Here is a 25,637-nt window from a genome sequence, read left to right on the forward strand (position 1 = left end):
AACTATTTTTCTAACTTTTCCTCTAACATTAAAAAGAACGTATATTCTTCTGCTAATTCTTTTAAAGCATCAAATCTTCCTGAAGCACCTCCATGACCCGCTTCCATATTTGTATGTAAAAACAACATATTCGAGTCTGTTTTAACCTCTCTTAGTTTTGCTACCCATTTAGCCGGTTCCCAATATTGCACTTGACTGTCATGTAAACCAGTAGTAATTAACATATTTGGGTATTCTTTTGCCACTACTTGATCATAAGGGGAATACGACTTAATATAATCATAATACTCTTTATCATTAGGATTCCCCCACTCATCGTATTCTCCAGTAGTTAAAGGAATACTATCATCTAACATTGTTGAGATAACATCAACAAAAGGAACAGCTGCAATAATTCCATTATATAATTCAGGGTTCATATTAACAATAGCTCCCATTAATAAACCTCCAGCAGAACCTCCCATAGCATACAAATGCTTTGGTGAAGTATACCCATTATCTATTAAATACTTAGAACAATCAATAAAATCTGTGAATGTATTTTTCTTTTTTAACATTTTACCATCTTCATACCACTCACGTCCTAGATACTGACTTCCTCTAATATGTGCTAATGCATATACAAAACCTCTATCAAGTAAACTTAATCGTGTAGTTGAAAAGCCATCTGGTATTGTGTACCCATATGATCCATAAGCGTACTGTAAAACTGGAGTATTTTCATCTATTTTTGTATCTATGTGATGTACTATTGATACCACTACTTTTTCACCATCTCGTGTTGTAACCCAAATACGTTTGCTTACATAATTTTTTTTATCAAATCTCCCCCCTAAAACTTCTTGTTCTTTTTTAATGTTCTTAGATTGATCTTTCATATTAAAATCAATTATAGAACTTGGAGTTGTCATTGAATTATAAGAATAACGAATAACATTTGTATCAAATTCAGGATTAGAATATACATCTGCTGAATAAGTTTCTTCTTCAAAAGGTAAATAATAATCTAAAGTATTATCCCATCTTTTAATTCTAATTTTATTCAATCCTTCATTTCTTTCCTCTAAAACAAGATACTCTTTAAAAATAGAAAAATCTTCAAACAAAGTATCTTCCCTATGTGGTATAACATCAACCCAGTTTTCTTTTGAAGTTTTCTTTTCTGGAGTTTTCATTAATTTAAAATTAGTAGCCCCATCCTTATTGGTTTTTATATAAAAATGATCTTCATAATGTGCTATATCATATTCTAAATTGCGCTCACGAGGATGAATAACCTTAAAATTTCCATTAGGCTTATCTGCTTCTAATACTTGATATTCCGAAGAAACAGTATTGTACGAACCTATTACTAGGTATTTTTTTGATTTTGTTTTAGTTACAAAAGTACCAAAGGTTTCATCTTCTTCCTCAAATACTAACACATCATCTTTAGTATCTGTTCCTAAAATATGTTTATATATTTGTGAACTTCGTAAAGTTACAGGATCTTTTTTAGTATAAAACAACGTTTTATTATCATTTGCCCATACAGATCCTCCAGTAGTATTTTCTATCTTATCAGAATAAATTTCTCCTGATTCTAAATTTTTAACCTGAATAATATATTGACGTCTACTAACTGTATCTACAGCAAAAGTAGTCAGCTTATTATTTGGAGATATACTTAGCCCTCCTAGTTGAAAATATTCATGTCCCTTTGCTTCATCATTTACATTAAACATGATTTCTTCCTTTGCCTCTAAACTTTCTTTTTTTCGGCTAAAAATAGGATATTGCTGACCTTTTTCATAACGAGTTATATAAAAATAACCATTACTTTTATAAGGTACTGATTCATCATCTTCTTTTATTCTTCCTTTCATTTCTTGAAACAACTGCTCTTGAAAATCATTAGTTTCAACAGTCATTTTATCATAGAAATCATTTTCGGCATTCAAATAATCATACACTTTTTGAGTTTGATTATCTTTAACTTCTGCATTTTTTTGCTCGTCTGTTAAACGCATCCAAAAGTAATTATCCTCTCTAATATCACCGTGTTTCTCTAACTTAGTTAATTGCTTTTCAGCTACTGGTGCTTTAATGTCTTTTTTCATTATATCATTTTTGCAGAATGCAAAAATAAGATTAAAAGCCATAGCAGGTAGCATTATTTTTTTCATTTTTATCAAGAATGATTAAAACTCTTATGAAAATACTACATTTGTTATTGAATAAATATGTAAATAATAAATCAATGTTTGGAGATATTTCTGGTATGATGGGTAAACTAAAAGAAGCCCAAGAAAAAGTAGAAGAAACAAAAAAAAGATTAAATACTGTTTTAATCGATGAAACTGTTGCTAATAATAATATAAAAGTTACTGTAACTGCCAATAGAGAAATTAAGGCTATTACAATTAATGAAACCTTACTTGAAGACCGAGAAGAACTAGAAGATTATTTAATTTTAGCATTAAATAAAGCTTTAAAAAGAGCTGGTGAAATAAATGAGCAAGAATTAGCTATTGCTGCTAAAACTGGTATGCCAAATATTCCCGGAATGGATATGTTTAAATAAAAAATATGTTTTTAAAGTTAGAAGATTACATGTTACCATGTTTAAATAAAAAACTCTTGGGAGTTGATTGTTTAGGTTGTGGTTTTCAAAGAGCGATTGTGCATGTTTTAAAAGGTGAGTTTATCGATGCTTTTAAAATGTATCCTGCAATCTATTCATTATTATTTTTTTTAATATATACTCTTCTAAATTTTAAGTTCAAATTTAATAATTCTCAAAAAACAGTTCGTTTCTTACTTTTATTAAACTTAATTTTAATAGTAGGAAACTTTATTTTAAAAATACTATAAACTATGGAACCTAAACAATTACAATACGGACCTCTAATTTATATTTTGGCTATTGTAGGACTTCCTTTATGTTGCTGTGCTGGAATTGGTATTATACCTTCTGGTATTGCCTTTTACATTGCTCATACTGAATTAAAAAAATACTACAAAGATCCTGAATCATATACTAACCAAGACAGTATTTATACTGGTAAAATAGTTGCTTTGGTTATTTTAATTATTAATGTTTTGTATTTAGCCTATACTGCTTATCAAATATACACTATAGGTTGGGACAATATCATGGAGCAATCACGACAAATGATGGAACAATACGAGCAATAAAAAATTAACCTATAAAACTAAAAACACCATTCTATTATATATATAAACTAGGATGGTGTTTTTAATTTATACTATTTTTTATCTAAGTAATTGAATACTTAAAAGATAAACTCCTTCATCAAAAAATTGTTAATTAAAACACTTCTATTTCTAAATAGAAATAATTTAAAACTCTTATTTTCGCCATTCTCCCCCACAAAATTACTTTTAATTTAGAGTACTTAAAGCGCACGAATGGATAACGAAAAAAACTGGCTACATTATTATAAAAACAGTTTATTTGATAGTGAAAACTTGGCTATTGATATTTCAAGAATCAAAAATTTATTTCATCAAAATAATGCTGATTTAACCACAGCTCTTTTAAACCCAAAACAAGCTAATGAACTATTAGATGTAGAGGAAAGAAGAATAAATAGGTTAAAAGGAATTAGTAAAAAAGATAGTCCTAAATGGCATGAAGTAAGCGAAACTCAAATTCTTATTGCCCCATTTCATTTACAATATCAAACTGATAATCCTAACTTTAAACAACGAACAATATATCCTTTTTGGGTAGCGGCTAAAGTAGACCGTTCAGGAAACTTATCTGCACCAAACGATTTGTTCCCTCTTATTGTTCGTAACTATTTAGATCCTATTGCAGATGTAAAAAATGATTTCATTTTTTCGTCCTTAGATACTGTCATGATGGCTAGAGATATTGAACAACCTGAACCTCCATATGGAAGTGAGTTAATAGGTTGGGATGATTACTGGACGTATGTAAATGAGGTCTTTTCAGAAATTACTTTTAGTAATCTATCTAATTATAAAAAAGAAAAATATACCACCGAATATAAACTCACTTATTTTTCTATTAGCTCAAAAATATCTACAGCCAAAAGTATTTTATTCTTATATCAAAACTTATTAAATGAGACTGAAGAATTACCTGTATTATCTAAAATAATAAATCCTTTTAATAGAGCCAGAAAAGAACCAATAACAGACTATGGTTTTTTAAATTATAATCATTTACATTTAGGACAAATGTCTAATGAATTTCCTTTATCTATAAGTCAACGTAAAACATTATTATCTTATTTAACTGCTGAAGAAAACTCAGTAACTGCAGTAAATGGCCCACCAGGAACAGGCAAGACTACATTACTACAAAGTTTAGTGGCTACAGAAGTTGTTAAAGCTGCTATTAAAGGAGAAGATGCTCCAATTATCTTAGCTTGCTCTAATAACAACCAAGCTGTTACAAATATTATTGATAGCTTTATTAACTCAGAAAGTAGTATGGGAGAATTAGCTGAACGTTGGGTTCCTGATTTTAATGGTTACGCTACTTATTTACCCTCTAACTCCAAAAGTGAAAAATACTTAAAGAATATTAATTTTTTAAAAGGTAATTTATTTGGGCATGAAGGAACTTTATGTGATTTAGAAAATGAAAAATACGTTTACGAAGCTGAATATTATTTTTTAACGAAGTATAATAATTATTTTGGAGTAGAAACTAATTCCTTAGAAGATGCCTGTATGCATTTACAGGAAGAAATAATTACTATTGAAAACCATCTTATTGATAGTGTAGATTTTTCTAGTGATTACCTAAATTATATTGACAAAATTAATGCGATATTAGTAAACAAAGAGGATCTTATTGAAAAAAACACGTTTAAAATATCTAAACTACAAGAATGGAGAACTCTTTTTACTGAACTTAAATCTTATGCTAAAGACAGTGATTTTATTAATAAAATTAAAACTCATTTTATAGTAACCTCTTCAAAAAATAAAGAGATAGAAAGTTCTGATTATATTTTTAAAATTAATGAAGATGTTATTTCTAATAATGAATCTGCTTTCTCTTTTATAAAAGACTGTATTTATAATGTAAATATGGTGCTACAAGCTAACTTAAAATTAAACAACTGGAAACTTGAAAATAACATTCAAGGGTACCCTTTTGTTTCCGAAGAGAAAATGTGGCATTATGAATATGAAAAAGCAAAGAATAAAGACAAAACACATCGTTTTTTTTATGACGAAATTGACCTTGGCTTACGTCATACTGCTTTTTTATTAGCTACTCATTATTGGGAAGCTCGCTGGTTACTTGAAACCATTGATCTTATTGAAAATGATACAGAAAAAGGAACTGGTGAAAATGTTATTAAAGCCAAATGGAAAAGAAGAGCAATGCTTACACCATGCTTTGTTGCTACTTTTTACATGGCTCCTACACACTTTTTATATAGTCAATTTCAAGGCGAAAATGAAGAAGGTAAACCTGTTTTTGAATACCTTCCTTTGTATAATTTTTTAGATTTATTAATCATTGACGAAGCAGGACAAGTAACACCAGAAGTAAGTATCCCAGTTTTTTCATTAGCAAAAAAAGCTTTTGTTGTTGGTGATTTAAAACAAATTGAACCTATTTGGTCCATTCCACCAAAAATTGATATTGGTAATTTAACATCTTTAAATATTATAGAAGAAGAAAAAGAAAATGAGCACTTACATGAGCTAGGTTTTTTAGCTTCTAGTGGTAGTATTATGAAAATGGCTCAAAATGCTTGTGAATTTGAAACCTCAATAGCTTCAAAGAAAGAAACTGGATTAATACTTCTAGAACACAGAAGGTGTAATGATGAAATTATTGGTTTTTGTAACGAATTAGCTTACGAAGGTATTTTAAAGCCTATGAAAGGTAAAGCTAAAGAAGATCAAATTTTTCAATCGATGATAGCTTATCATGTTGAAGGGGTTAGTGAACGTAAATATAATAGTAGATGTAATTTAAACGAAGTAAAAGCAATCATTTCTTGGCTACAACAAAATAAAGAAGCAATACAAGAAGCTTATGATGTAACTTCTATTGAAAGTGTTTTAGGAATAATCACCCCATTTGCAAGTCAAAAAGGAGAGTTATCGAAAGCCTTGATAGAAGCAGGTTTTAAAGTGAATCAAATAAAACTTGGAACTGTACACGCTCTTCAAGGCGCAGAACGCAATATCATATTATTTAGTTCTGTTTACAGTAATGAAGATGAAGGTACTATGTTTTTTGACAAAGACAACAAACCTAACATGCTAAACGTAGCGGTTTCAAGAGCAAAAGATAGTTTCATTTTATTTGGAGATACGAGGATTTTTGATGAAACTAAAAACACTCCATCTGGAGTTTTAAAAAAGCATCTAAATATTTTAGAAATGGTTAATTAAACCAATAAAAAAAAGGAGTAATTTAAATTACTCCTTTTTTTTAACACTAAGAATAAAATTAATTTTTAAACTCAGAAATTGTTTTCTTTATAATAGAGATACAATCCATCAACTGCTCCTCATCCATTACTAATGGTGGTGCAAAACGAATAATATTTCCATGAGTTGGTTTTGCTAATAAACCATTATCACGTAATTTAATACATATATCCCAGGCTGTAGAACTATCTTCAGTATCGTTAATTAAAATAGCATTTAATAACCCTTTACCTCTAACAGATTTTACTAAATCAGTTTGATTTGCAAATTCAGATAATTCTGCTCTAAAAATTTTCCCTAAGCGTTCAGCGTTTTCTTCTAAATTTTCTTCTTTAACAACTTCTAATGCAGCTATAGCTACAGCAGCAGCAATAGGGTTACCTCCAAAAGTAGAACCATGGTTACCAGGTTTAATAACATTCATAACAACATCATTAGCTAATACACCTGAAACTGGATACGCTCCTCCACTTAATGCTTTTCCTAATATTAAAATATCTGGTTTTACATTTTCATGATCAACAGCTAACATTTTACCAGTTCTAGCAATTCCTGTTTGAACTTCATCAGCAATAAAAAGTACATTATGTTTTTCACATAATGCCTTAGCAGCGGCTAAATACCCTTCAGAAGGAACATATACACCTGCTTCACCTTGAATAGGCTCTACTAAGAATCCTGCTATATTATTTTCATTCACTAAAGCTTCTTCTAAAGCTTTTAAATTATTATACTCAATTTTGATAAATCCATTAGTAAATGGTCCAAAGTTCTTACGAGCCACTGGATCATTTGAAAAAGAGATAATTGTTGTTGTACGTCCGTGAAAGTTATTTTCACAAACTACAATTTGAGCATCATTTTCATTAATTCCTTTTACTTCATAAGCCCATTTTCTACACAATTTCAAAGCAGTTTCTACAGCTTCTGCTCCTGTGTTCATTGGTAATAATTTATCAAAACCAAAAAGTTCGGTAGCAAACTTTTCATATTTACCTAACATGTCATTATAAAATGCACGAGAAGTTAATGTTAATGTTTGTGCTTGATTTACCATTGCACCAACAATTTTTGGATGACAATGTCCTTGGTTTACTGCTGAATAAGCTGATAAAAAGTCGTAATACTTTTTTCCTTCAACATCCCATACATACACACCTTCTCCTCTACTCAACACTACTGGTAGTGGGTGATAATTGTGTGCTCCATACTTGTTTTCTAAATCGATCGCTTGTTGCGAAGTTAATTGGTCTAAAACAGCCATTTTTAATAATTTTTAATTTATAAAATAACCATTCCTTATCTACCTTTATCCTTTCGAAGAATTCCGAAAATTCAGCGTGGGAAAGAAATCATCCCTAATTTAGCAAAAGTACTAAATTTAAATCTAAGGTAAGATGGATTTATACATTTTTCACGTGTTTACTACTATAAACAAGAGTGAAAGTGTATTTATCTTTTTTTTATTCATACTATATTAATAGAACTTTTTTACACAACAAAAGCTAAAAACCACCTTTGAAAAATAGTTTTTAGCTTTATATTTTATTAACACTAATTAATATCAAAACGAACTCCTAAAGAAATATTTCGAGTTTCTGTACCTTTAAATAATGGATTTAAATCATATTTAGCATACAAACCAATACCTTCATAAGCAAGATACGTACTCAGCCCATAATTAACTGTGTTCATATTAAAATCTCCTTTCTGTACTTCTTCTACACGTATTGATTCATTATTTTCAAACTCCAAGTACTGTCTTGTTCCTAACTTAAAACCAAAGAACCCTCCTATCCCAAACCTTAATCCATCATGAGTTTTATCAATAACTCTTCCTTCAGATAACTTTTTATTTTTTGAAAAATCAAATTCTAAATGCATCGGAAACGTCATTTGAACATGCCTCAACCTACTTTCTGATAATGACTTCACATGTTGTTCTAAATTTGTAACTCCATTATTTACAACGTGGTGTTGATTGTTTTTAGCTCTTAAGTTGTTCCATAAAAAAGACAACCCATATTTAAAATATAACTTAGATGCTTCTTTACTAAATCTAGTTTTAAATGTAAAACCTAGTTCATAAAAATGTGATTGCCAAAACCTATATTGTGAATTATTTAAAGAGTTAAACTCATTATTCTCTAACACATTATTTACCCCAAAAGCAAACACAAATTGTGAAGTTGTTCTTTTATTATATTTTTTCTTTTTCCTTTTTTTATTTTTTCCGTCAAAAACAATAATATCATTATCAAAGAAACGGATACTAAAAGAGTCGTCCTCTTCTACACTAGCAATTTTACCATTTGTTTTATCCTGAACTAACTCTTGAAGTTTATGCTCTTGCAAACTAACTTTTACCTCTATTTGCTTTGCATGATAATTAGCTGCTTCATTTTTTTGTAACAAAGCTTGTTCTTTTGTTATTTTATTCTCTTTTAATTCTTTGTTTATTAATTTAATTTTTTGCTTTAGTGAATCTTTTTGTTGTCTCGTAATTTTATCAATTTTTTTTGATATTTTACTTACTTCTTTTTCAAATACTCTTTCTTGAGAAAAGGCAATAGTTGTGCTAAACAACACTAGTATTAGTATTATTCTTATCATTTTGTTTTGTTTTTAGATGTTAAAAAATTAAGCTAATTTATTTTTAGTAAGACCCTACATTTTATTTGTTTCTATCAGCAACAGCGATAGCAATATCAGATATTTTTAGTTTTATTTTACGCATAAAACTTCCTTTAAATTGATCATTAATCAAGTCGCTTTCTACCTCTGCTAAAATTGTTTCCGGATTAATTTTAAGGTTTGACTTTTTTAATTCTCTTTCAATTGTATTAATGATTTTATTTCTATTTAATTTATGCTTAGCATAGTATTCTTTTACTTCATCAACATTATGCGTTACAGCAAATAGTAAATCTTTACCACTAACTTTTATTGTATTTATATTTATTGGTTTTTTACTTTTTTCTTTACTAGCACTAGCTATCAAAGTTTCAATTTTCACATTTTTTTCTTTATCAACTTTAATAAAAGTATCCTCATTCTTTTTTATATTTATTTTTCTATCAATTTTTCTTAAATTATTTTTCTCTATTTTGACTTTTGGTATTGGAATATACTCTTGTTTAGCAATTGTAATTGTTTCTTCATTAATTAAGTTATCTATACTTTTTAATGTATCAACTTTTAATATCTCTAATTTAGTGTTTACTAAAATTGGTTTTATTTTTTCTTTCGAATTAAATTTGAAATAAGAAAAACCAATACTTAACAATAGTAATAAACTAGCTGCATAGCCGTAATAAATCTTTTTTTTATTTTTGGTTTTATATTGATTCTCATCCAGCTGATTACTTAATCGTTCCCAGGCTGAATTAGATGGCTCTATAGACCTGTTATCAAGCTTACTTTTAATTATTTTATCTATTCTATCTTCCTTCATTTTCTAACTTGTTCATTTTAATGTAATTTGCTTGCAACCATTTCCTAGCTTTAAACAACTGTGACTTTGATGTACTTTCAGAAATCTTTAATTTTTTAGCTATTTCAGAATGCTTATATCCCTCTATTGCATATAAATTAAAAACTACTTTATATCCGTTAGGTAACTTATCTATTAACTTTTGAATATCCTCAACACTTGTATTTTCTAAACTATCAATCGACTGCCCATCAAAAACATATTCCTTATCAGTAAGTTCTAAAATATTCTTCTTTTTTAAATACGTTAAACATGTGTTTACCATTATTTTACGAATCCAACCTTCAAAACTGCCTTGAAATTTAAATTTATCAATATTCGTAAAAACCTTAAAAAAACCTGATAACATCATTTCTTCTGCATGGTAATCATCTTTAACATACTGTCTGCATACGCCTAACATTTTAGGAGAATACTCTTCAAATATTTCTTTTTGAGCTTCTCTGTCTTGCTTACAAGCTTTTTTTATAAGCTTTGAAGTAGTGTTATGTAATGATATTACTTTCAATTCAGTTACAAATAATTTGTGCTTTCAAATATAAAGACGATTGTAAAATAAAAAAGGTTGCCTACAAAAATAAAAACTCTCCAATTTATTTTTAAAATGGAGAGTTCTCACTAAAATTAGAATGATAAAAACGGGGGGACTACTTATTTCTTTTCTTATTCTCTATAAATTTAAGGGTTAAAACCACAACAAAAACAGGAAAAACACTGATTAACAAATATTTACCAAAATCAAATTGATTTAACATATAAAAAATAAAATTTAAACTTCTTTTTACTCTTCAATTATATTATTAAGATATTTGCATATTTAAATTTGATTTATGAGCTTCATTGTATATATAATTTCTTATCCTTTCCTTTGGTTACTTTCAAGATTACCAATACGTATTTTATATATAATTTCTGATTTTTTTTATTTCATAATATATTATGTTGTTGGCTATAGAAAGAAAGTAGTAAAAAGTAACTTAGAATTAGTATTCCCTTTAAAAACTGATTCAGAAATAACACAACTTTCAAAACAATTTTTCAGGCATCTTATAGATTTAATGATTGAAAGTGTCAAATCTTTTTCTATTAGTGAGAAAGAAATTTTAAAACGCTACAAGTACAAAAATCCTGAACTTATAAATAATTTAGCTAAACAAGGTAAAAGTATTGCTTTAGTTGGAGCACATAAAGGTAACTGGGAGTGGATTGTTAGTTTACCTTTTGCTATAGATATAGATGTTTATGGTTCATACACCAAACTTGCGAATCCTTATTTTGAAAAAAAAATTAAAAAAGCTAGATCTAGATTTGGATTTATAGGAATAAAAACCACGGAAACTGTAAAAAAAATTCACTTAAATAGTCTAAAGAAAAAACAAGGTTTATACATATTATTGAGTGATCAATCTCCTATGGTTCATAAATCTCATTATTGGAAAGAATTTTTTGGTGTAAAAGTACCTATTCATACTGGTGCTGAAATGCTTGCTAAAAAATATGATTTTGCAGTGGTTTATTATAATACGACAAAAATTAAAAGAGGGTATTACGAAAGTGAATTTACACTAATTACTGACACTCCAAAAAAGTATGAAAAGTTTGAACTAATGGATGAATATTTATCTATTACAGAAAAAGTGATAAAAGAACAACCTGCCTATTATTTATGGTCTCATAAACGCTTTAAACATAAAGATAAATATAATCAATGGTTAAATTCAAGAAAAAAATAAATTGTTATACACTTTTATCTATACACACTTCCTTTATTGCATTAATAAAACAATAAAAATATCAAGCTTAATATTCAATAAATTATTCATTGAATTTTATAAAAACAATCATTTAAAAACATAAAACATTACTACGTTTTATAAAAAATTTGATTTAATAAAAGTTTTTTATAACTTTATGTGCTTAAAACCAAACCTACTACCCCTTAACCATGAGAAACTTTTTAAAAGCTTTTCTCGTTTTTTTATGTTGGGCTGCTTTAGCTCTCTTTCTTTACAATCCTAATGAAAATTATGATTCGTTAGAGACTAAAGTAAATGCAATAGAAAATAAACAGTCAAGTTTATCGAATAAAAAAACTGATACTACAAAAAAGGAAATTTTAAAAAAAGCTGAGATAACTAAGGCTATTTTAAAAAAGCAAGTCAAAATGAACGCCAATACTTTTCCTTTGGTTTTTAATGACAAATTTATAACTAATTCAGCACATACAAGAGTACTTCTTCCTAAGAAGTTTTACTATTTTAAAGATTCTATATTTAACTTTTTAAACAGTAATAGTGGTAAGGAAATAGTTATAAATGCAGTTTACAAAGTAAATGAAATATTGACTGATAAAACTAATTTTGGAATAGCAAGAGCAAACAACCTCAAAAACAAATTAGTTAAATATGGTATAAACTCAAATAGAATTACATCTAAAGCTACGGTAAAAGAATATAAATACGATAAAGAAGGATATTATGCAGATGGCGTAACCATATTGGTTAAAAATATCTCTGAAAGTAAACGTGTTCTTATAGAAAAAGAAATTTCACACAAAACGCTATACATTTCTTTTAGAAAAAGTAGTTTAGAACCAACTAAAGCCTTGTTAACTTACACTTTTGAAATTAAGAATTACCTTAAAGAGCATTTGTCTAAGAAAATAACAATTATTGGACACACTGACAATCAAGGTAACACTGAAACTAATCAACTTATTGGATTAGAAAGAGCTAACCTTGTTGCTAAGTACTTTACTAAAAACGGTATAGATAAAAATAGAATTAGCGTTCAATCTAAAGGAGAAACCTCTCCTATTACCAACAATAAAACTCTAAAAGCTAGAAAAAAGAATAGACGAATTGAAGTAATAATTAATTAACCTCCCCTTAAACATGATTTTATTTTTAACAACCAAAACATCACATTTACTTGAATTCTTTTTTTGGATGTTGGGTTCCTTTTTAATTGGTTATATATTTTCTTGGTTTTATTTCAAGAATAAATACAAATCAGAATTAAACGAAAGCTCAGAAACAATAACAGAATTAAGAAATGAAATGCAATCAACCATACGTGCGAAAAAAACCGTAGAAAGAGGTGGTATAGAAATAAAACAACCTAAAGAGCTTGACTTTAATAAAATTGGTATTGCTACTGAAAAAGACAAAAATGATTTAACCCAAATTAAAGGAATTGGTGGTTTTATTGAAACAAAACTAAATAGCATAGGCATTTATACCTATAAACAAATAAACAATCTTACCAATGAAGACATAAACACTATAACAGATTTAATTCAATTCTTTCCAGGTAGAATTGTTCGAGATAATTGGAAAGGACAAGCAAAAGATCTTTTAAATAGTAAAGAAAAATAAAAATATTTCTCTAATAAACACTTATTTATTAGGGAAATATTTTTTTTATTTTTAACCATAAATTAATTACTATTCATACTTCTTCATTTCTTCATCATAAAACTCGCCTGCTTTATCCATTAAATCGGCCAATTCTGTAGCCACATCCTCTTCTTTTTCACCTGTTAAATCTTCAAACCATTCTATTTCATCATCTTTAAGATTAATTAAAAAACGAGGATATTCAGTATGTAATACAAAAACATCGTCAGGATGATTACTATTATCTGCTAGTAAAAATTTAGGTAAGTTCATTATTGTTTATCAGTTTTAAAGTTAAATAATTAAATCGTAAATATAAAAGAATTGAAGCTGTGGTTAATCCAGCTAGTAACCCTAACCAAATTCCAAAACTACCATACATGTTTTCCTTACCAAAATAAAAACTAATAGGAAAACCAATAATCCAATAAGATATAAATGTTATTATTGTTGGTATTTTAACGTCTTGTAACCCACGTAAAGCTCCCAATACCATTACCTGAATACTATCGCTAATTTGAAAAAAAGCTGCAGCTATTAATAAATTCGATGCCAACTTTAACACTTCCATATTATCAGCGTAATTTTCTACATCATTTGAATCTATATATAAATGTGGTAAATATTCATGTAACGCAAAAAATAAAAAGCAAAAACCGATAGCTAATATTGTTCCTAATAAAAATATAGAAAAAGCTATTCTTCTTAATTCATTATATTTTTGTAGCCCTTTTTGGTTACCTACTCTAATCATCGAAGTGACTCCTAAGCCCATCGCAACCATGAATGTCATTGATGAAAGGTTCAAGGCAATTTGATTAGCTGCTTGTGGATTTTTACCTAACAAACCACTCAACCAAATAGCCGCTGTAAAAATAGCTACTTCAAAAAACATTTGCATGGCACTTGGTGCTCCTAAATTTATAATTTTTCTCAACATTAAACTATCTAAAACAAATAATTTAATATTTGTTACAAGTTTTTTAGATCGTTCATTTTTAGTCAACAACCACCACAAATAAATGACCATTATAAATCTTGACAATAGAGTTCCATATGCTGCTCCTACAATTCCCATTGCTGGGAACCCAAACTTTCCAAAAATTAATACATAGTTTAATAAAACATTAGAAACATTTGCTAATAAGGTAGCATACATAGGATACTTAGTCATAGACATTCCATCACTAAATTGTTTAAATCCTTGGAAAATAATCATAGGAATTAAAGAAAAAGCCACTAAATCTAAGTATGGAATTGCTAAATCAACTACTTCAGTTGGTTGCTTCATAAAATATAATAAAGGCTTAGAGAAATAAACTCCTAAAAACATTAAAACTCCCATACTTATGCATAAAAATAATCCATGCTTAAATGTTGACTTTGCCTTATCAAAGTTGTTTGATGAATCTGCTTCAGCTATTAAAGGAGTTATAGCTGTAGAGAAACCAATTCCTAGCGACATAGCTATAAACATAAAACTATTCCCTAATGATACTGCTGCTAACTCTGCTGTTCCTAATTGCCCCACCATTATGTTATCTACAAAACTAACAAACGTATGTCCTAACATGCCCAACATTACTGGTGCTGCAAGTTTCCAATTATAACTAAACTCAGATGTGTATTCCTTAAAATTCAATTTGTTTTACTCTATTATTTTTAATCTGCGAAGATACTTCTTTTTAAAGGTCAAAATATTTTATTACCTCCATTTTTTAAATTATTTAACTACCTTTGAAAACTGATTAAATTTGAAAAAAATGGCAAAAATAACATTACAAGGAAATCCTTTAGAGACTGTTGGAAACTTACCGAACACAAATACAAAAGCACCTGATTTTAATTTAATAGCTGGTGATTTATCCGAAAAAAAATTAAGCGATTTTTCTGGTAACAAGCTAATTTTAAATATATTTCCAAGTGTAGATACTGGAACTTGTGCTACTTCAGTTAGAGAGTTTAATAAAAAAGCTGCTAGTTTAGAAAACACCAAAGTTTTATGTATTTCAAGAGATTTGCCTTTTGCTCAAGGACGTTTTTGTGGAGCTGAAGGTATTGAAAACGTTGTAATGCTATCTGATTTCGCGACTGGTGATTTTGGTAAACATTATGGATTAGAAATAGCTAATGGTCCTTTAAAAAGTTTACATTCTCGTTGTATAGTTGTAGTTAACGAAGAAGGAAACGTAACATATACTGAACAAGTAAGTGAAGTAGTTGATGAACCTAATTATGACGCTGCCTTAAAAGCATTATAGTTTTATATGAAAAACCCAAATGATGGATTTATAAAAGGTAGATTAAGAAGTATCAAATTTGCTGTTAAAGGAATGTGGCTATTACTAACTACAGAAGATAGTATTAAAGCTCAAACTTTTATAGGTTTATTAAGTACTTTAATGGGATTCTACTTTTCTATATCAACTACCGAATGGATGATTCAATTATTAACAATTGGCCTAGTTTTAGTAGCTGAAGCTTTAAACACAGCTGTAGAAAAAGTAGCCGATTTCATACATCCAGATTATCATAAAAAAATAGGTTTTATAAAAGATATTGCAGCAGGAGCACCTGCTTTTGCTGCTCTCATTGCACTTATTATTGCAAGTATTATTTACGTTCCTAAAATTATAGCTATATTTTAGCGTTTAGACTATTGTCAATTAACATATATGGTAAAAAAAAAGAAGACAACTGTTAAAAGTAAAAAAAGTGAAATCTCTATATTTACTAAGATTGGGGTATTTATTAAGAACAGACAAAACCAAACTATTTTTGGTGCTTTTCTAATCCTTTTCTCAATTTTTTTAACCGTAGCTTTTATTTCTTTTTTCTATTCATGGCAAGAAGATCAAAGCTCATTACAGCAATTCTCTAACAGGCAATTACCAACTCAAAACTTATTAGGTAAAGTAGGTGCAAAATTAAGTAACCTTATAGTATTTAGAGGTTTTGGACTAGGTGCTTTCATTTTAAATGTTATACTTTTTTTTACTGGAGCACGAATACTTTTACAAACTAATTTAAGAAAAATTATTACTTCATGGAACTGGGGATTATTAGGTATGCTTTGGACTGCTATTTCTCTTGGTTTTGTTGAAAGTAAATATGCTGTTTTATCAGGTATAATTGGGTTTGAACTTAATGAATACCTTCAAACATTTATAGGTAAAACGGGATTAATTATTTTATTACTTTTTTTCTTTATAGCTTATTTAATTATTCGATTTAGTATTGACCCTGACGCTATAGTTGAGAATATAGATGCTAAAAAACAACAAAAAGAAGCTAAAAAAGCTTCTAAAATTGAGCAAGAAGCTATTGAAAAAACTGCTAGAGAAATTCATAAAGAAGAAGCTGATAATGAGAAATCTGATTTTGAACTTTCAGTAGAAAACTTACAGCCTACTATAACAAACCATTCTAATGTTAATCAACAGTCAATTAAAAAAGAAGAAGAAAAAGAAATTTCTTTAGATATTACCTCTACCGAAACTCCTGAGTTAAAAATTTCTGAAGAAACTATAAAAGAAGTTGAAGTTGCAATTGAAAAAATTGCTGAAGAAAAAAGTGTGTCGGAAAATTTATCTGACCAATTAGTAAAAGATTTTGGAGAATTCGATCCTAAATTAGAATTAGGTAACTTTAAATTCCCAACATTTAACTTATTAAAGGAATATCATGAAAGTATCTCTGTAGACCCTGCTGAATTAGAAGCTAATAAAAATCAAATTGTAGAAACTTTAAAGAACTACAAAATTGGTATTGCTCAAATAAAAGCAACAGTTGGTCCTACTATTACTTTGTATGAAATTGTACCGGAAGCTGGGGTACGAATTTCAAAAATAAAAAATTTAGAAGATGATATTGCTTTATCATTAGCCGCTTTAGGTATTCGTATTATTGCTCCTATTCCAGGAAAAGGAACTATTGGTATCGAAGTACCAAATAAAAAATCTACCATAGTTTCAATGCATTCTGTTATTTCTTCTAAGAAATTTCAAGAATCACCTATGGAATTACCTATCGCTTTTGGTAAAACCATTTCTAATGAAACTTTTGTTGTTGATTTAGCTAAAATGCCTCACTTATTAATGGCCGGTGCAACTGGACAAGGTAAATCAGTAGGTTTAAACGCTATATTAACTTCACTCTTATATAAAAAACACCCAGCTGAAGTAAAATTTGTACTGGTAGATCCTAAAAAAGTAGAACTTACTTTATTTAATAAAATTGAGCGTCATTATCTTGCTAAATTACCTGATGAAGGAGAAGCAATTATAACAGATACAACCAAAGTTGTAAATACTTTAAATTCATTATGTATTGAAATGGATGCTCGTTACGATCTTCTTAAAAATGCAATGGTTCGTAACATTAAAGAGTATAACACTAAATTTAAAGCTAGAAAATTGAATCCTGAAAATGGTCATCAATTTTTACCATATATCGTTTTAGTAATTGATGAATTTGCCGATTTAATTATGACAGCAGGTAAGGAAGTAGAAACACCTATTGCTCGTTTAGCACAATTAGCTCGTGCCATTGGAATTCATTTAATTGTAGCAACTCAAAGACCTTCCGTTAACGTAATTACTGGTATTATTAAAGCAAATTTCCCTTCTCGAATAGCCTTCAGAGTAACTTCAAAGATAGATAGTAGAACTATTTTGGATGCTCCTGGTGCTGATCAATTAATAGGTAGAGGTGATATGTTATATTCTGGAGGAAATGATATTACACGTATTCAATGTGCATTTGTAGATACTCCTGAGGTTGAAAAAATAACTGATTTTATTGGTTCACAACGTGCATACCCTGACGCACATTTGCTTCCTGAATATGTTGGTGAAGATGGTGGCACAAATGTTGATATTGATATAGCAGATCGCGACAAATTATTTAAAGATGCTGCTGAAGTTATTGTAACGGCTCAACAAGGTTCAGCTTCATTATTACAACGTAAACTAAAATTAGGGTATAATAGAGCAGGTAGATTAATTGATCAATTAGAAGCTGCTGGTATTGTAGGCCCTTTTGAAGGTAGTAAAGCTAGGCAAGTTTTAGTTCCTGATTTAGTATCTTTAGATCAATTACTAGAAAACGAAAAAAACAACAATTAAAATCCGAAAACGGAAATCATATATCAAATGAAAAACATAGGTTTATTTTTTATAGGAATATTTATAAGTTTTAATACAATAGCTCAAGATTCTTCATCAAAAGCAAAACTTTTACTAGATGAAGTTTCTACAAAAATGGGAGCATATAAAAATATGGTAATAGGCTTTAACTCTACTTTAGTAAATAAAGAAGCTGGTATAACCAACGACCCTCCTATCCGAGGAAATATAACAATCGCTGGAGAAAAATATAATTTAGAATATTTAGGTAACAACTTTTTATTTGATGGTAAAAAGCTTGCGGTAATTAACCATGATGAAAAAGAAATAAATATTTCTAATGGAGACCTTGAAGAAGAAGATGGATTCATCTACCCTTCAAAACTTCTAACTTTTTATAAAGAAGGTTATAATTACAAAATGGGAAAATTAAAGAATCATAAAGGGCGTAAAGTTCAATATGTTGATCTAACTCCAATTGATAGTAACTCTGATATTATAAAAGTAAAACTTGGTATAGATGCAAAAACAAAACATATATATAAGTTAGTACAAATAGGATCAAATGGAGCTGAAACTACATTTACAATTACTAAATTTAAAAGTAATCAACCTATTTCAGAAAAATACTTCTCTTTCAATAAAGAAAAATACACTAGTCAAGGTTACTTAATTGACTAAATAATCTAAAAGTTTTGTTATTATTTAAACAATAACAAAACTTTTAGGTTTTTATAAAACTAACAAACTACCTTTGTTTCTGTGAAAACACTAGACAGATATATTTTAAAAAGTTTTTTAATTCCTTTTTTAACAACTTTTCTAATTATATTATTTGTATTAATAATGCAAATGCTATGGTTAGCTTTTGATAATTTTGCAGGTAAAGGAATTGGTATTTTTATAATACTGAAGTTTTTGTGGTACTCTACTCTTATGGCTGCACCACAGGCCTTACCTATTGGTGTATTACTATCTTCAATAATGACTTTAGGTAGTTTATCAGAAAACTACGAATTTGCAGCAGCAAAATCAGCAGGAGTATCTTTACAAAGAATGGTTCGTCCTCTCGTTTTCTTAGCTGTCTTTTTAAGCTCTATTAATTTTTTATTTTTAAATTATGTATACCCATATGCTGTTTTAAAACAACTAAATTTAAAAGCTAACATAAAAAAGAAACAGCCTGCTTTAGCATTAGTTCCTGGTAGTTTTAATACAGAAATACCTAATTATCAAATTAAATTTGAAGAAAAATACGGTGAAGAAAAAAACTTATTAAAAAAAGTTTTAATTTATGACTTATCTTCTAAAAGAGGGAATAATAAAATAATTACAGCTAAAAGAGGTAAGATTACTTCAGAACAAGGTAGTCGTTATATGACCTTGATACTTAATGATGGATATTATTTTGAACATCATAGAAAATCAGGAGAAACATTTGAAGAAAGGAAAAAAATGCCTGCCTCTCATGCTAATTTTGAAGAATACATTATAAACATTGATATTTCTTCACTAGACGATACAGATTTAGGTGAATTAAAGTATACTAAAAACTTCAACATGTTAAGTTTAGGGCAGCTAAAAGACACCATTCCTGATCTTAAAAAAGGATATGACGAATATATTGCTAGTAGAGCAAAAAATTTATTTCTTACTCTAGATGTTGAAGACCTTCATAACTACCCAGATTCTCTTATTAACAAAGAGTTATCTCCAACCATATTAAACAACTTTGATCTTAGAGAAAAAACTAGTATTTTAAATATTGCTATTTCAAAAATAGATAGAACTTTAAGTAATAATAAATCATATAAAGAACCTTTAAAAAACAGAAGAAAATGGCTTAACCACCATGACATTGAATATTATAATAGAATAGCCTTTTCTTTATCTTGTCTTTTATTATTTTTTATTGGAGCTCCATTAGGTTCTATTATAAGAAAAGGTGGAATGGGACTTCCTATGATTTTAGCTATCTCAATATATGTTTTGTATTTTTTCACAAATACATTTGGAAGAAATATGGCAGAAGAGAGTTCTGTAACGGCCTTATTAGGTTCTTGGTTAGCTGTAGTTTTAATGTTACCTTTAGCCCTTACATTAACTATAAGAGCTGCTAAAGACAAAGGTTTATTCAGTATTAGTAACTTATTTATACCAATAACAACATTTTTTAAAAATATATTCTCTAAAAAAGAGAAAACAACTTAACTAAATGACAACACATACAACTCCTAAAATTCAATTAAATTCAATTGAAGAAGCTATAGAAGATATAAAAAAAGGTAGAGTTATTATTGTAGTAGATGATGAAGATCGAGAAAATGAAGGTGATTTTCTTGCTGCTGCAGAAAAAATTACTCCAGAGATGGTAAATTTTATGGCTACACATGGACGTGGATTAATTTGTACTCCCTTAACTGAAAGTAGATGTAAAGAGCTAGAACTAGGTATGATGGTTAGTAACAATACTGACCCTATGGAAACTGCTTTTACTGTATCTGTTGATTTAAGAGGTAATGGAGTAACTACAGGTATTTCTGCATCTGATAGAGCCAAAACTATTGAAGCTTTAGTTAATTCTGAAACTAGATCATTTGATTTAGCAAGACCTGGTCATATTTTTCCTCTAAGAGCTAAAAACGGAGGTGTTTTAAGAAGAACTGGCCACACAGAAGCTGCTATAGATTTTGCTCGTTTAGCTGGTTTAAAACCTGCTGGTGTTATTGTTGAAATAATGAATGAAGATGGAACAATGGCCCGTTTACCTCAACTTTTAGAGGTTGCAAAAAAATTCGACTTAAAAATTGTTTCTATTGAAGATTTAGTTGCTTACAGAATGGAGCATGATTCTTTAATAGAGAAAAAAGAAGATTATACTATTCAAACTCGTTTTGGTGATTTTCGTTTACGTGCTTATCAACAAACAACTAATAAACAAGTTCATATAGCATTAACAAAAGGTAGTTGGACAAAAAATGAATCAATATTAACAAGAATTAATTCAACTCTAGTAAATAACGATATACTTGGTACTTTAACCAATAATGCTGATAAAAAACTTGATCAAATGTTTAAGGTGATAAATGAAGAAGGGAGAGGTGCTATTCTTTTTATAAATCAGCAAGCTCAATCTTTAAATCTATTAAACAGACTTAAAAGCTTAAAAGAAAATCAAGCAAATGGTATAATGAAAGCTCCAAATGTTGTAATGGATAATAGAGATTTTGGTATTGGAGCTCAAATTCTTCATGATTTACACATTCATAAACTACGTTTAGTATCTAATTCTCAACAAACTAAACGTGTTGGTATGATTGGATACGGTTTAGAAATAGTTGACTACGTTAATTATTAATTTTACTTTAAAAACAATTTATTTCTTTTTAGGAATAAAAATATAACGCCTAAAGTTATAAACAATAATATCCATACCCAGTTACTGTAATTAGTACTGGGTATTATTTTTATACTATCTGGATTTCCAATTAATATTAAAGATGCCCAAAAATATGGTGATGTTTCACTTAATTGATGCGTTTTTAAATAGTTTTTCTTTGCTATATTTAGAGCCTTCAACTTTGTTTTACCTGCACTTAATTCTTTATAAAATACTTTTAAAATTTCATTAGTTGACTTTTCATTTGCTTTCCATTGTGTTGTAATCACACTCTTTGCTCCTCCTCTAAAAAAACCTCTAGACAAACTCATAATTCCCTCACCTATTTCTTGTTTTCCTGAAGCTCCATTACAAGCATCTAAAACTACTAACTCTGCATTATTTGACAAACTCAATAACTCCTTTAAATTAATTTTTTTATCCCGGAAAGCTATCCATGGATCATTATCTATTTTATTTAAACCAGCATGAGTATTTAAATGTATTATTGAATAATTTTTTAACTCTTTTATAAAAGTTTCTTTTGTAGCTTCCTCCTCTATAAATAACTCAGTTTCACAAATTGATGCAACTTCTTGCATTGCCTTTTTACTTCTTTTAAGTGATTGAAGAGTTTTTTGATTAAAATCTACTGGAGCAAATGCCAATATTTTATCTATCGATTTCTTAGTGTTCCTATTTAATTTTTCAAATACTGAAGCTGATAATAAATAATTAATCTCTGTATGCTCTAATAAGTATTCACCTGTTAAGGCATCTGGAATTAATGCTTCAAAATTAATACGTTGTAATTTATAATCTGGAATTACTATTAATCCTTTATTTTTTATTTTCTTAATAGAATTTTTAAAAGGAAATAGTTTTAAAAATACATTATTTGCTAACCTCTTGTATTTTTCTTTATCATCTTTATAAATAAAATATTTAGACATTTTATTTTTTAAACTATCAACTTGATTAATTAATTCTGGTACGTTTTCTAATTTGTAAAATATTTTTTCATTCTCATTACAAAAAATTCCAAAACCTCTTTTTTCATTTAAAATATACTCTACCAAGTTTTTTTCTTTACCTATATGTTGTCTAATACTTTCTTCTAAACTAATTATTAAAGATTCTTTTTTGTTACTGCCCTTAGTATTATTTAATCCTTCTAATAATAATAAAGCCTTATTTTTTTCCATAAAATAAAATGCTTGAGAAACATCATTTTTATAATACGATAAAGTAACAGCTTTCATGTAAAAACTAGCTGCTTTGCGTATCCAAAACAGCTTAGAAGTATCAACAATACTTTCTAATCTAATAAACGAAATAAGTTTATCAACTAAAATACTTATTTCAATTGCTTTATTTAAATCATCATTTTTTAAAGTCGATTCATAATTTTTAATACTAGCTTCTACGTTTTCTATTAAATAGTCAAGAATATCTAACGTATAATCTGAATTCGTAATTTCTTTTAAACTAAGTACGGTTTCATCATAACCTCTATCTAAAAGAATGCCTATCGCCTTTTTATTATAACGTATTTTAATTTCAGGAGTTAAATAATCTCCCATATTACTATTTACAGCAGCAATTGCTTTTTTATCTGTTTTAATTTCTAATGCTTTATCAAAAAAATAATTTGCTTTTTTCCTTTTCTTTAACTTATTATATACCCTTCCTATATTACTGTATACTCTACCTACATTACCAAAATCATTCTTTTCTTCATAAACTTTTAGTACCTGTTTATACAACTCAATAACTTTAAATGGCTTATTTAAGTTTTCGTAAATATTTGCTAAATTATTTTTATAGCCTATATCAGTAGAAAGATAATTATGATTTTTTAAAATATTATCAATACTGTTTATATGATAATTTATTTCTTCTAAATACCTTTTTGTTTCATCTATATAACTATAAGTAGCAATCACTGCTTCATGAGCTTTTAATAAAGTTCTTGGATCTTTATAAGATGTATAGTTTTCAATTACTTTATTAAAATTTATTAAAGCATTAAAATAATCACCTTTATTAGTAAAAATAAACCCTAAATCTATATATGATTTATAAGTAAATTTATTTTTTACAGGTTGACTTTGCAGTTTTATAATTATTTCTTTTTGCTTTTTCTCATTACCCTGAACCTTATAGTAATAGTTTAAATTATAAAAACTATTATTTAATTTATAATAGTTAATTGAATCAGTATCTATTCTTATACTAATTGATTTCTGTGTAACAGAAATTGCTTTTTCATAATTATTTTCAAATGAATATAAAATACCTTGCTTATGATAAGCATACGATATATTCTCTTTAGTTAAATTTTCTCTTTTAGTTATAAATTCTTCTAAAATTTGAGTTTTTAATGTATTCTCAATATTTAATTTATAAATAGAATCGATTTCTTTTTCTTGATTTAGTTTACTTTGACTAAAGGATTTTTGATGAATGATTAAAAACGATAAAAAAAGAAAAAGAAATCGATTCATAAGTATCTCATTATTATTATGGAATACTAATTTAACAATTTATTATATTTTACAGGTCTCGAATACAATTGATTTACACCTATAACATTTAATGCGTCTATAATTTGGTTGGGATTATATAACATTCCAGACTCAAATAATACTTTGGCAGAAATTGCTGTTACTAAAGGTGCAGCGTATGAAGTTCCTGAAATATATACAGGAGTGCCTAAAATATCATAAAACAAAATATTGTGGCCAGGAGCATAAAAATCTACGGTATTTATTCCATAATTGGAAAAAGAAGCAATATTATTTCTCTCTGAATCTGATGCTGCTATTGCTAAAATATTACCTTGTGGATATGATGAAGGATAATGACTTACATAATCATTATTAACACCAGAATTTCCTGCTGAAGTAACAATTAAAACATTATTATATTCTGTAATTAAGTCATTAAAAATAGAGTTAACATATGTATTATTATCATACCAACCTAAACTCATTTGAACAATATGAACTCTTGGTAAAGCATATTTTAAACCACATAAAATATTAAAATAGCTAGCTATCCCGTTTTGATCACATACTTTTACTGGTAAAATTTGATGTGGCACCCCTTCTTCATTCAATTTATTGTTAACAATATAAGTAACTTTTGTTCCATGAATTAATTCATAATCATCATAAAAATCATTGTCGTGATTTACAAAATCCCATCCCGATAATTCATTAGCCATATTAACCCCAGAAGAATTATATAAAAAAGGAGTTACAAACAATGGATAGTTCGCATTGACTCCAGTATCTAACACACCAATTGTTACTCCCGTATTATTCGGTACAATTTGAGATATAAAACTATTATTATCAGTATTTGACATTCCTGAATTATTTTCATTTTCTAAATGAAATACAAATTCATTATCTACATTTGAAATATCCCCTTCCGGGCCTCCACTTCCACCTTGTATAGTTAATTTTTTATCTTCAACATCCGCATTACTTCCAAAATCCCATTTCTCTATTAATTTATCATCACATAAATCACAAAATTGGTATTTGACAACCTCATAGAGTTTTCTCAATTTTTGTTTTTTACTAGTACTTACCCCTTCTCTAAACTTAATAATAAGTTCAGTTTTTGAATATCTTGGTGTTGGTAGAATAACTTTTTTTGTTTTAATCATTCTTGATTTTGCTTGATTTTCTGTTAATTCAGTATCATTTACTGTACACTCAACAAAGCCTAAACATAGAGTTAAAACAAATAATAATTTTAAGAGTTTCATTGTTTTTCTGTTTATAATTATTTTA

General features: G+C 28.0%; 22 protein-coding genes. 13 read left to right on the top strand and 9 right to left on the bottom strand.

Going from position 1 to position 25,637, the window contains the following annotated elements:
- Nucleotides 1-2: 2 nt before the first annotated feature.
- Nucleotides 3-2,141: a S9 family peptidase gene (locus tag DS884_RS04225; protein ID WP_410529725.1), complete on the bottom strand. Its 2,139-nt coding sequence runs from the start codon at nt 2,139-2,141 to the stop codon at nt 3-5.
- Between the two features lie 98 nt (nt 2,142-2,239).
- Here DS884_RS04225 and DS884_RS04230 point away from each other — a divergent pair, with 98 nt between their 5' ends.
- From DS884_RS04230 to DS884_RS04245, 4 genes are all read left to right on the top strand, one after another.
- Nucleotides 2,240-2,563: a YbaB/EbfC family nucleoid-associated protein gene (locus DS884_RS04230; RefSeq protein ID WP_093871431.1), complete on the top strand. Its 324-nt coding sequence runs from the start codon at nt 2,240-2,242 to the stop codon at nt 2,561-2,563.
- Nucleotides 2,564-2,592: 29 nt separating this feature from the next.
- Nucleotides 2,593-2,853 carry a DUF2752 domain-containing protein gene (locus tag DS884_RS04235; protein ID WP_113785942.1) on the top strand — a complete coding sequence of 87 codons (261 nt, stop codon included), beginning with the start codon at nt 2,593-2,595 and terminating at the stop codon, nt 2,851-2,853.
- Between the two features lie 3 nt (nt 2,854-2,856).
- On the top strand, nt 2,857-3,177 hold the full coding sequence (locus tag DS884_RS04240) for a CCC motif membrane protein (protein ID WP_093871432.1): 321 nt from the start codon (nt 2,857-2,859) through the stop codon (nt 3,175-3,177).
- A 234-nt stretch (nt 3,178-3,411) separates the two neighbouring features.
- The gene (locus tag DS884_RS04245) at nt 3,412-6,396 is read left to right on the top strand and encodes a DEAD/DEAH box helicase (RefSeq protein WP_113785901.1); all 2,985 of its coding nucleotides are present in this window, start codon (nt 3,412-3,414) and stop codon (nt 6,394-6,396) included.
- A 58-nt stretch (nt 6,397-6,454) separates the two neighbouring features.
- Here the strand turns inward: DS884_RS04245 and rocD are convergent, their stop codons facing one another.
- The 4 genes from rocD to DS884_RS04265 all read right to left on the bottom strand — a co-directional run bounded on the left by rocD (nt 6,455) and on the right by DS884_RS04265 (nt 10,436).
- Nucleotides 6,455-7,699: an ornithine--oxo-acid transaminase gene (gene rocD, locus DS884_RS04250; protein ID WP_113785902.1), complete on the bottom strand. Its 1,245-nt coding sequence runs from the start codon at nt 7,697-7,699 to the stop codon at nt 6,455-6,457.
- Between the two features lie 290 nt (nt 7,700-7,989).
- A complete protein-coding gene (locus DS884_RS04255) occupies nt 7,990-9,048 on the bottom strand; it encodes a hypothetical protein (protein ID WP_113785903.1) in 1,059 nt (352 codons plus the stop codon).
- 61 nt (nt 9,049-9,109) lie between these two features.
- Nucleotides 9,110-9,889 carry a hypothetical protein gene (locus DS884_RS04260; RefSeq protein WP_113785904.1) on the bottom strand — a complete coding sequence of 260 codons (780 nt, stop codon included), beginning with the start codon at nt 9,887-9,889 and terminating at the stop codon, nt 9,110-9,112.
- On the bottom strand, nt 9,876-10,436 hold the full coding sequence (locus DS884_RS04265) for an RNA polymerase sigma factor (RefSeq protein ID WP_093871437.1): 561 nt from the start codon (nt 10,434-10,436) through the stop codon (nt 9,876-9,878). Before DS884_RS04265 ends, DS884_RS04260 begins: the two co-directional genes overlap by 14 nt.
- A 322-nt stretch (nt 10,437-10,758) precedes the next feature.
- Between DS884_RS04265 and DS884_RS04270 the strand changes: the two genes are divergently transcribed.
- From DS884_RS04270 to DS884_RS04280, 3 genes are all read left to right on the top strand, one after another.
- The gene (locus DS884_RS04270; RefSeq protein ID WP_093871438.1) at nt 10,759-11,661 is read left to right on the top strand and encodes a lysophospholipid acyltransferase family protein; all 903 of its coding nucleotides are present in this window, start codon (nt 10,759-10,761) and stop codon (nt 11,659-11,661) included.
- A 212-nt stretch (nt 11,662-11,873) separates the two neighbouring features.
- Nucleotides 11,874-12,809 carry an OmpA family protein gene (locus DS884_RS04275; protein WP_093871439.1) on the top strand — a complete coding sequence of 312 codons (936 nt, stop codon included), beginning with the start codon at nt 11,874-11,876 and terminating at the stop codon, nt 12,807-12,809.
- Nucleotides 12,810-12,822: 13 nt separating this feature from the next.
- On the top strand, nt 12,823-13,305 hold the full coding sequence (locus tag DS884_RS04280; RefSeq protein WP_093871440.1) for a hypothetical protein: 483 nt from the start codon (nt 12,823-12,825) through the stop codon (nt 13,303-13,305).
- Between the two features lie 69 nt (nt 13,306-13,374).
- Here DS884_RS04280 and DS884_RS04285 read toward each other — a convergent pair whose 3' ends face one another.
- Nucleotides 13,375-13,599: a hypothetical protein gene (locus tag DS884_RS04285; protein WP_093871441.1), complete on the bottom strand. Its 225-nt coding sequence runs from the start codon at nt 13,597-13,599 to the stop codon at nt 13,375-13,377.
- Nucleotides 13,586-14,968 (bottom strand): MATE family efflux transporter, encoded by a 1,383-nt coding sequence (locus DS884_RS04290; RefSeq protein ID WP_233487107.1) that lies wholly within the window; start codon nt 14,966-14,968, stop codon nt 13,586-13,588. Before DS884_RS04290 ends, DS884_RS04285 begins: the two co-directional genes overlap by 14 nt.
- A gap of 121 nt (nt 14,969-15,089) precedes the next feature.
- Between DS884_RS04290 and tpx the strand changes: the two genes are divergently transcribed.
- The 6 genes from tpx (at nt 15,090) to ribB (ending at nt 21,810) form a co-directional block, all read left to right on the top strand.
- The gene (gene tpx / locus DS884_RS04295) at nt 15,090-15,587 is read left to right on the top strand and encodes a thiol peroxidase (RefSeq protein WP_093871442.1); all 498 of its coding nucleotides are present in this window, start codon (nt 15,090-15,092) and stop codon (nt 15,585-15,587) included.
- A gap of 6 nt (nt 15,588-15,593) precedes the next feature.
- Nucleotides 15,594-15,974, top strand: a complete 381-nt coding sequence (locus tag DS884_RS04300; RefSeq protein WP_093871443.1) for a diacylglycerol kinase family protein — start codon at nt 15,594-15,596, stop codon at nt 15,972-15,974.
- A gap of 27 nt (nt 15,975-16,001) precedes the next feature.
- Nucleotides 16,002-18,452: an FtsK/SpoIIIE family DNA translocase gene (locus tag DS884_RS04305; RefSeq protein ID WP_113785905.1), complete on the top strand. Its 2,451-nt coding sequence runs from the start codon at nt 16,002-16,004 to the stop codon at nt 18,450-18,452.
- 27 nt (nt 18,453-18,479) lie between these two features.
- Nucleotides 18,480-19,133, top strand: coding sequence for a LolA family protein (locus tag DS884_RS04310; protein ID WP_093871445.1), 654 nt, complete (start codon nt 18,480-18,482; stop codon nt 19,131-19,133).
- An 81-nt stretch (nt 19,134-19,214) separates the two neighbouring features.
- Nucleotides 19,215-20,663, top strand: coding sequence for an LptF/LptG family permease (locus tag DS884_RS04315; RefSeq protein ID WP_113785906.1), 1,449 nt, complete (start codon nt 19,215-19,217; stop codon nt 20,661-20,663).
- A 4-nt stretch (nt 20,664-20,667) separates the two neighbouring features.
- Nucleotides 20,668-21,810 (top strand): 3,4-dihydroxy-2-butanone-4-phosphate synthase, encoded by a 1,143-nt coding sequence (gene ribB, locus DS884_RS04320; protein ID WP_113785907.1) that lies wholly within the window; start codon nt 20,668-20,670, stop codon nt 21,808-21,810.
- Nucleotides 21,811-21,812: 2 nt separating this feature from the next.
- Here the strand turns inward: ribB and DS884_RS04325 are convergent, their stop codons facing one another.
- Complete coding sequence (locus DS884_RS04325) at nt 21,813-24,338, bottom strand: CHAT domain-containing protein (RefSeq protein WP_113785908.1); 2,526 nt, start codon at nt 24,336-24,338, stop codon at nt 21,813-21,815.
- A 26-nt stretch (nt 24,339-24,364) separates the two neighbouring features.
- On the bottom strand, nt 24,365-25,612 hold the full coding sequence (locus DS884_RS04330; protein ID WP_113785909.1) for a S8 family peptidase: 1,248 nt from the start codon (nt 25,610-25,612) through the stop codon (nt 24,365-24,367).
- Nucleotides 25,613-25,637 lie beyond the last annotated feature (25 nt).

Origin of the sequence: Tenacibaculum sp. E3R01 (assembly GCF_003318185.1) — a bacterium.
Classification (GTDB): domain Bacteria; phylum Bacteroidota; class Bacteroidia; order Flavobacteriales; family Flavobacteriaceae; genus Polaribacter; species Polaribacter halocynthiae.

What these genes read in the sequence shown, in the direction of transcription:
- DS884_RS04325 (WP_113785908.1), bottom strand. Translation starts at nt 24,338, where the DNA reads ATGAATCGATTTCTTTTTCTTTTTTTATCGTTTTTAATCATTCATCAA.
- DS884_RS04280 (WP_093871440.1), top strand. Translation starts at nt 12,823, where the DNA reads ATGATTTTATTTTTAACAACCAAAACATCACATTTACTTGAATTCTTT.
- DS884_RS04260 (WP_113785904.1), bottom strand. Translation starts at nt 9,889, where the DNA reads ATGAAGGAAGATAGAATAGATAAAATAATTAAAAGTAAGCTTGATAAC.
- DS884_RS04225 (WP_410529725.1), bottom strand. Translation starts at nt 2,141, where the DNA reads ATGGCTTTTAATCTTATTTTTGCATTCTGCAAAAATGATATAATGAAA.
- DS884_RS04235 (WP_113785942.1), top strand. Translation starts at nt 2,593, where the DNA reads ATGTTACCATGTTTAAATAAAAAACTCTTGGGAGTTGATTGTTTAGGT.
- rocD (WP_113785902.1), bottom strand. Translation starts at nt 7,699, where the DNA reads ATGGCTGTTTTAGACCAATTAACTTCGCAACAAGCGATCGATTTAGAA.
- DS884_RS04310 (WP_093871445.1), top strand. Translation starts at nt 18,480, where the DNA reads ATGAAAAACATAGGTTTATTTTTTATAGGAATATTTATAAGTTTTAAT.
- DS884_RS04270 (WP_093871438.1), top strand. Translation starts at nt 10,759, where the DNA reads ATGAGCTTCATTGTATATATAATTTCTTATCCTTTCCTTTGGTTACTT.
- tpx (WP_093871442.1), top strand. Translation starts at nt 15,090, where the DNA reads ATGGCAAAAATAACATTACAAGGAAATCCTTTAGAGACTGTTGGAAAC.
- DS884_RS04275 (WP_093871439.1), top strand. Translation starts at nt 11,874, where the DNA reads ATGAGAAACTTTTTAAAAGCTTTTCTCGTTTTTTTATGTTGGGCTGCT.
- DS884_RS04240 (WP_093871432.1), top strand. Translation starts at nt 2,857, where the DNA reads ATGGAACCTAAACAATTACAATACGGACCTCTAATTTATATTTTGGCT.
- ribB (WP_113785907.1), top strand. Translation starts at nt 20,668, where the DNA reads ATGACAACACATACAACTCCTAAAATTCAATTAAATTCAATTGAAGAA.
- DS884_RS04230 (WP_093871431.1), top strand. Translation starts at nt 2,240, where the DNA reads ATGTTTGGAGATATTTCTGGTATGATGGGTAAACTAAAAGAAGCCCAA.
- DS884_RS04285 (WP_093871441.1), bottom strand. Translation starts at nt 13,599, where the DNA reads ATGAACTTACCTAAATTTTTACTAGCAGATAATAGTAATCATCCTGAC.
- DS884_RS04330 (WP_113785909.1), bottom strand. Translation starts at nt 25,612, where the DNA reads ATGAAACTCTTAAAATTATTATTTGTTTTAACTCTATGTTTAGGCTTT.
- DS884_RS04300 (WP_093871443.1), top strand. Translation starts at nt 15,594, where the DNA reads ATGAAAAACCCAAATGATGGATTTATAAAAGGTAGATTAAGAAGTATC.
- DS884_RS04245 (WP_113785901.1), top strand. Translation starts at nt 3,412, where the DNA reads ATGGATAACGAAAAAAACTGGCTACATTATTATAAAAACAGTTTATTT.
- DS884_RS04255 (WP_113785903.1), bottom strand. Translation starts at nt 9,048, where the DNA reads ATGATAAGAATAATACTAATACTAGTGTTGTTTAGCACAACTATTGCC.
- DS884_RS04305 (WP_113785905.1), top strand. Translation starts at nt 16,002, where the DNA reads ATGGTAAAAAAAAAGAAGACAACTGTTAAAAGTAAAAAAAGTGAAATC.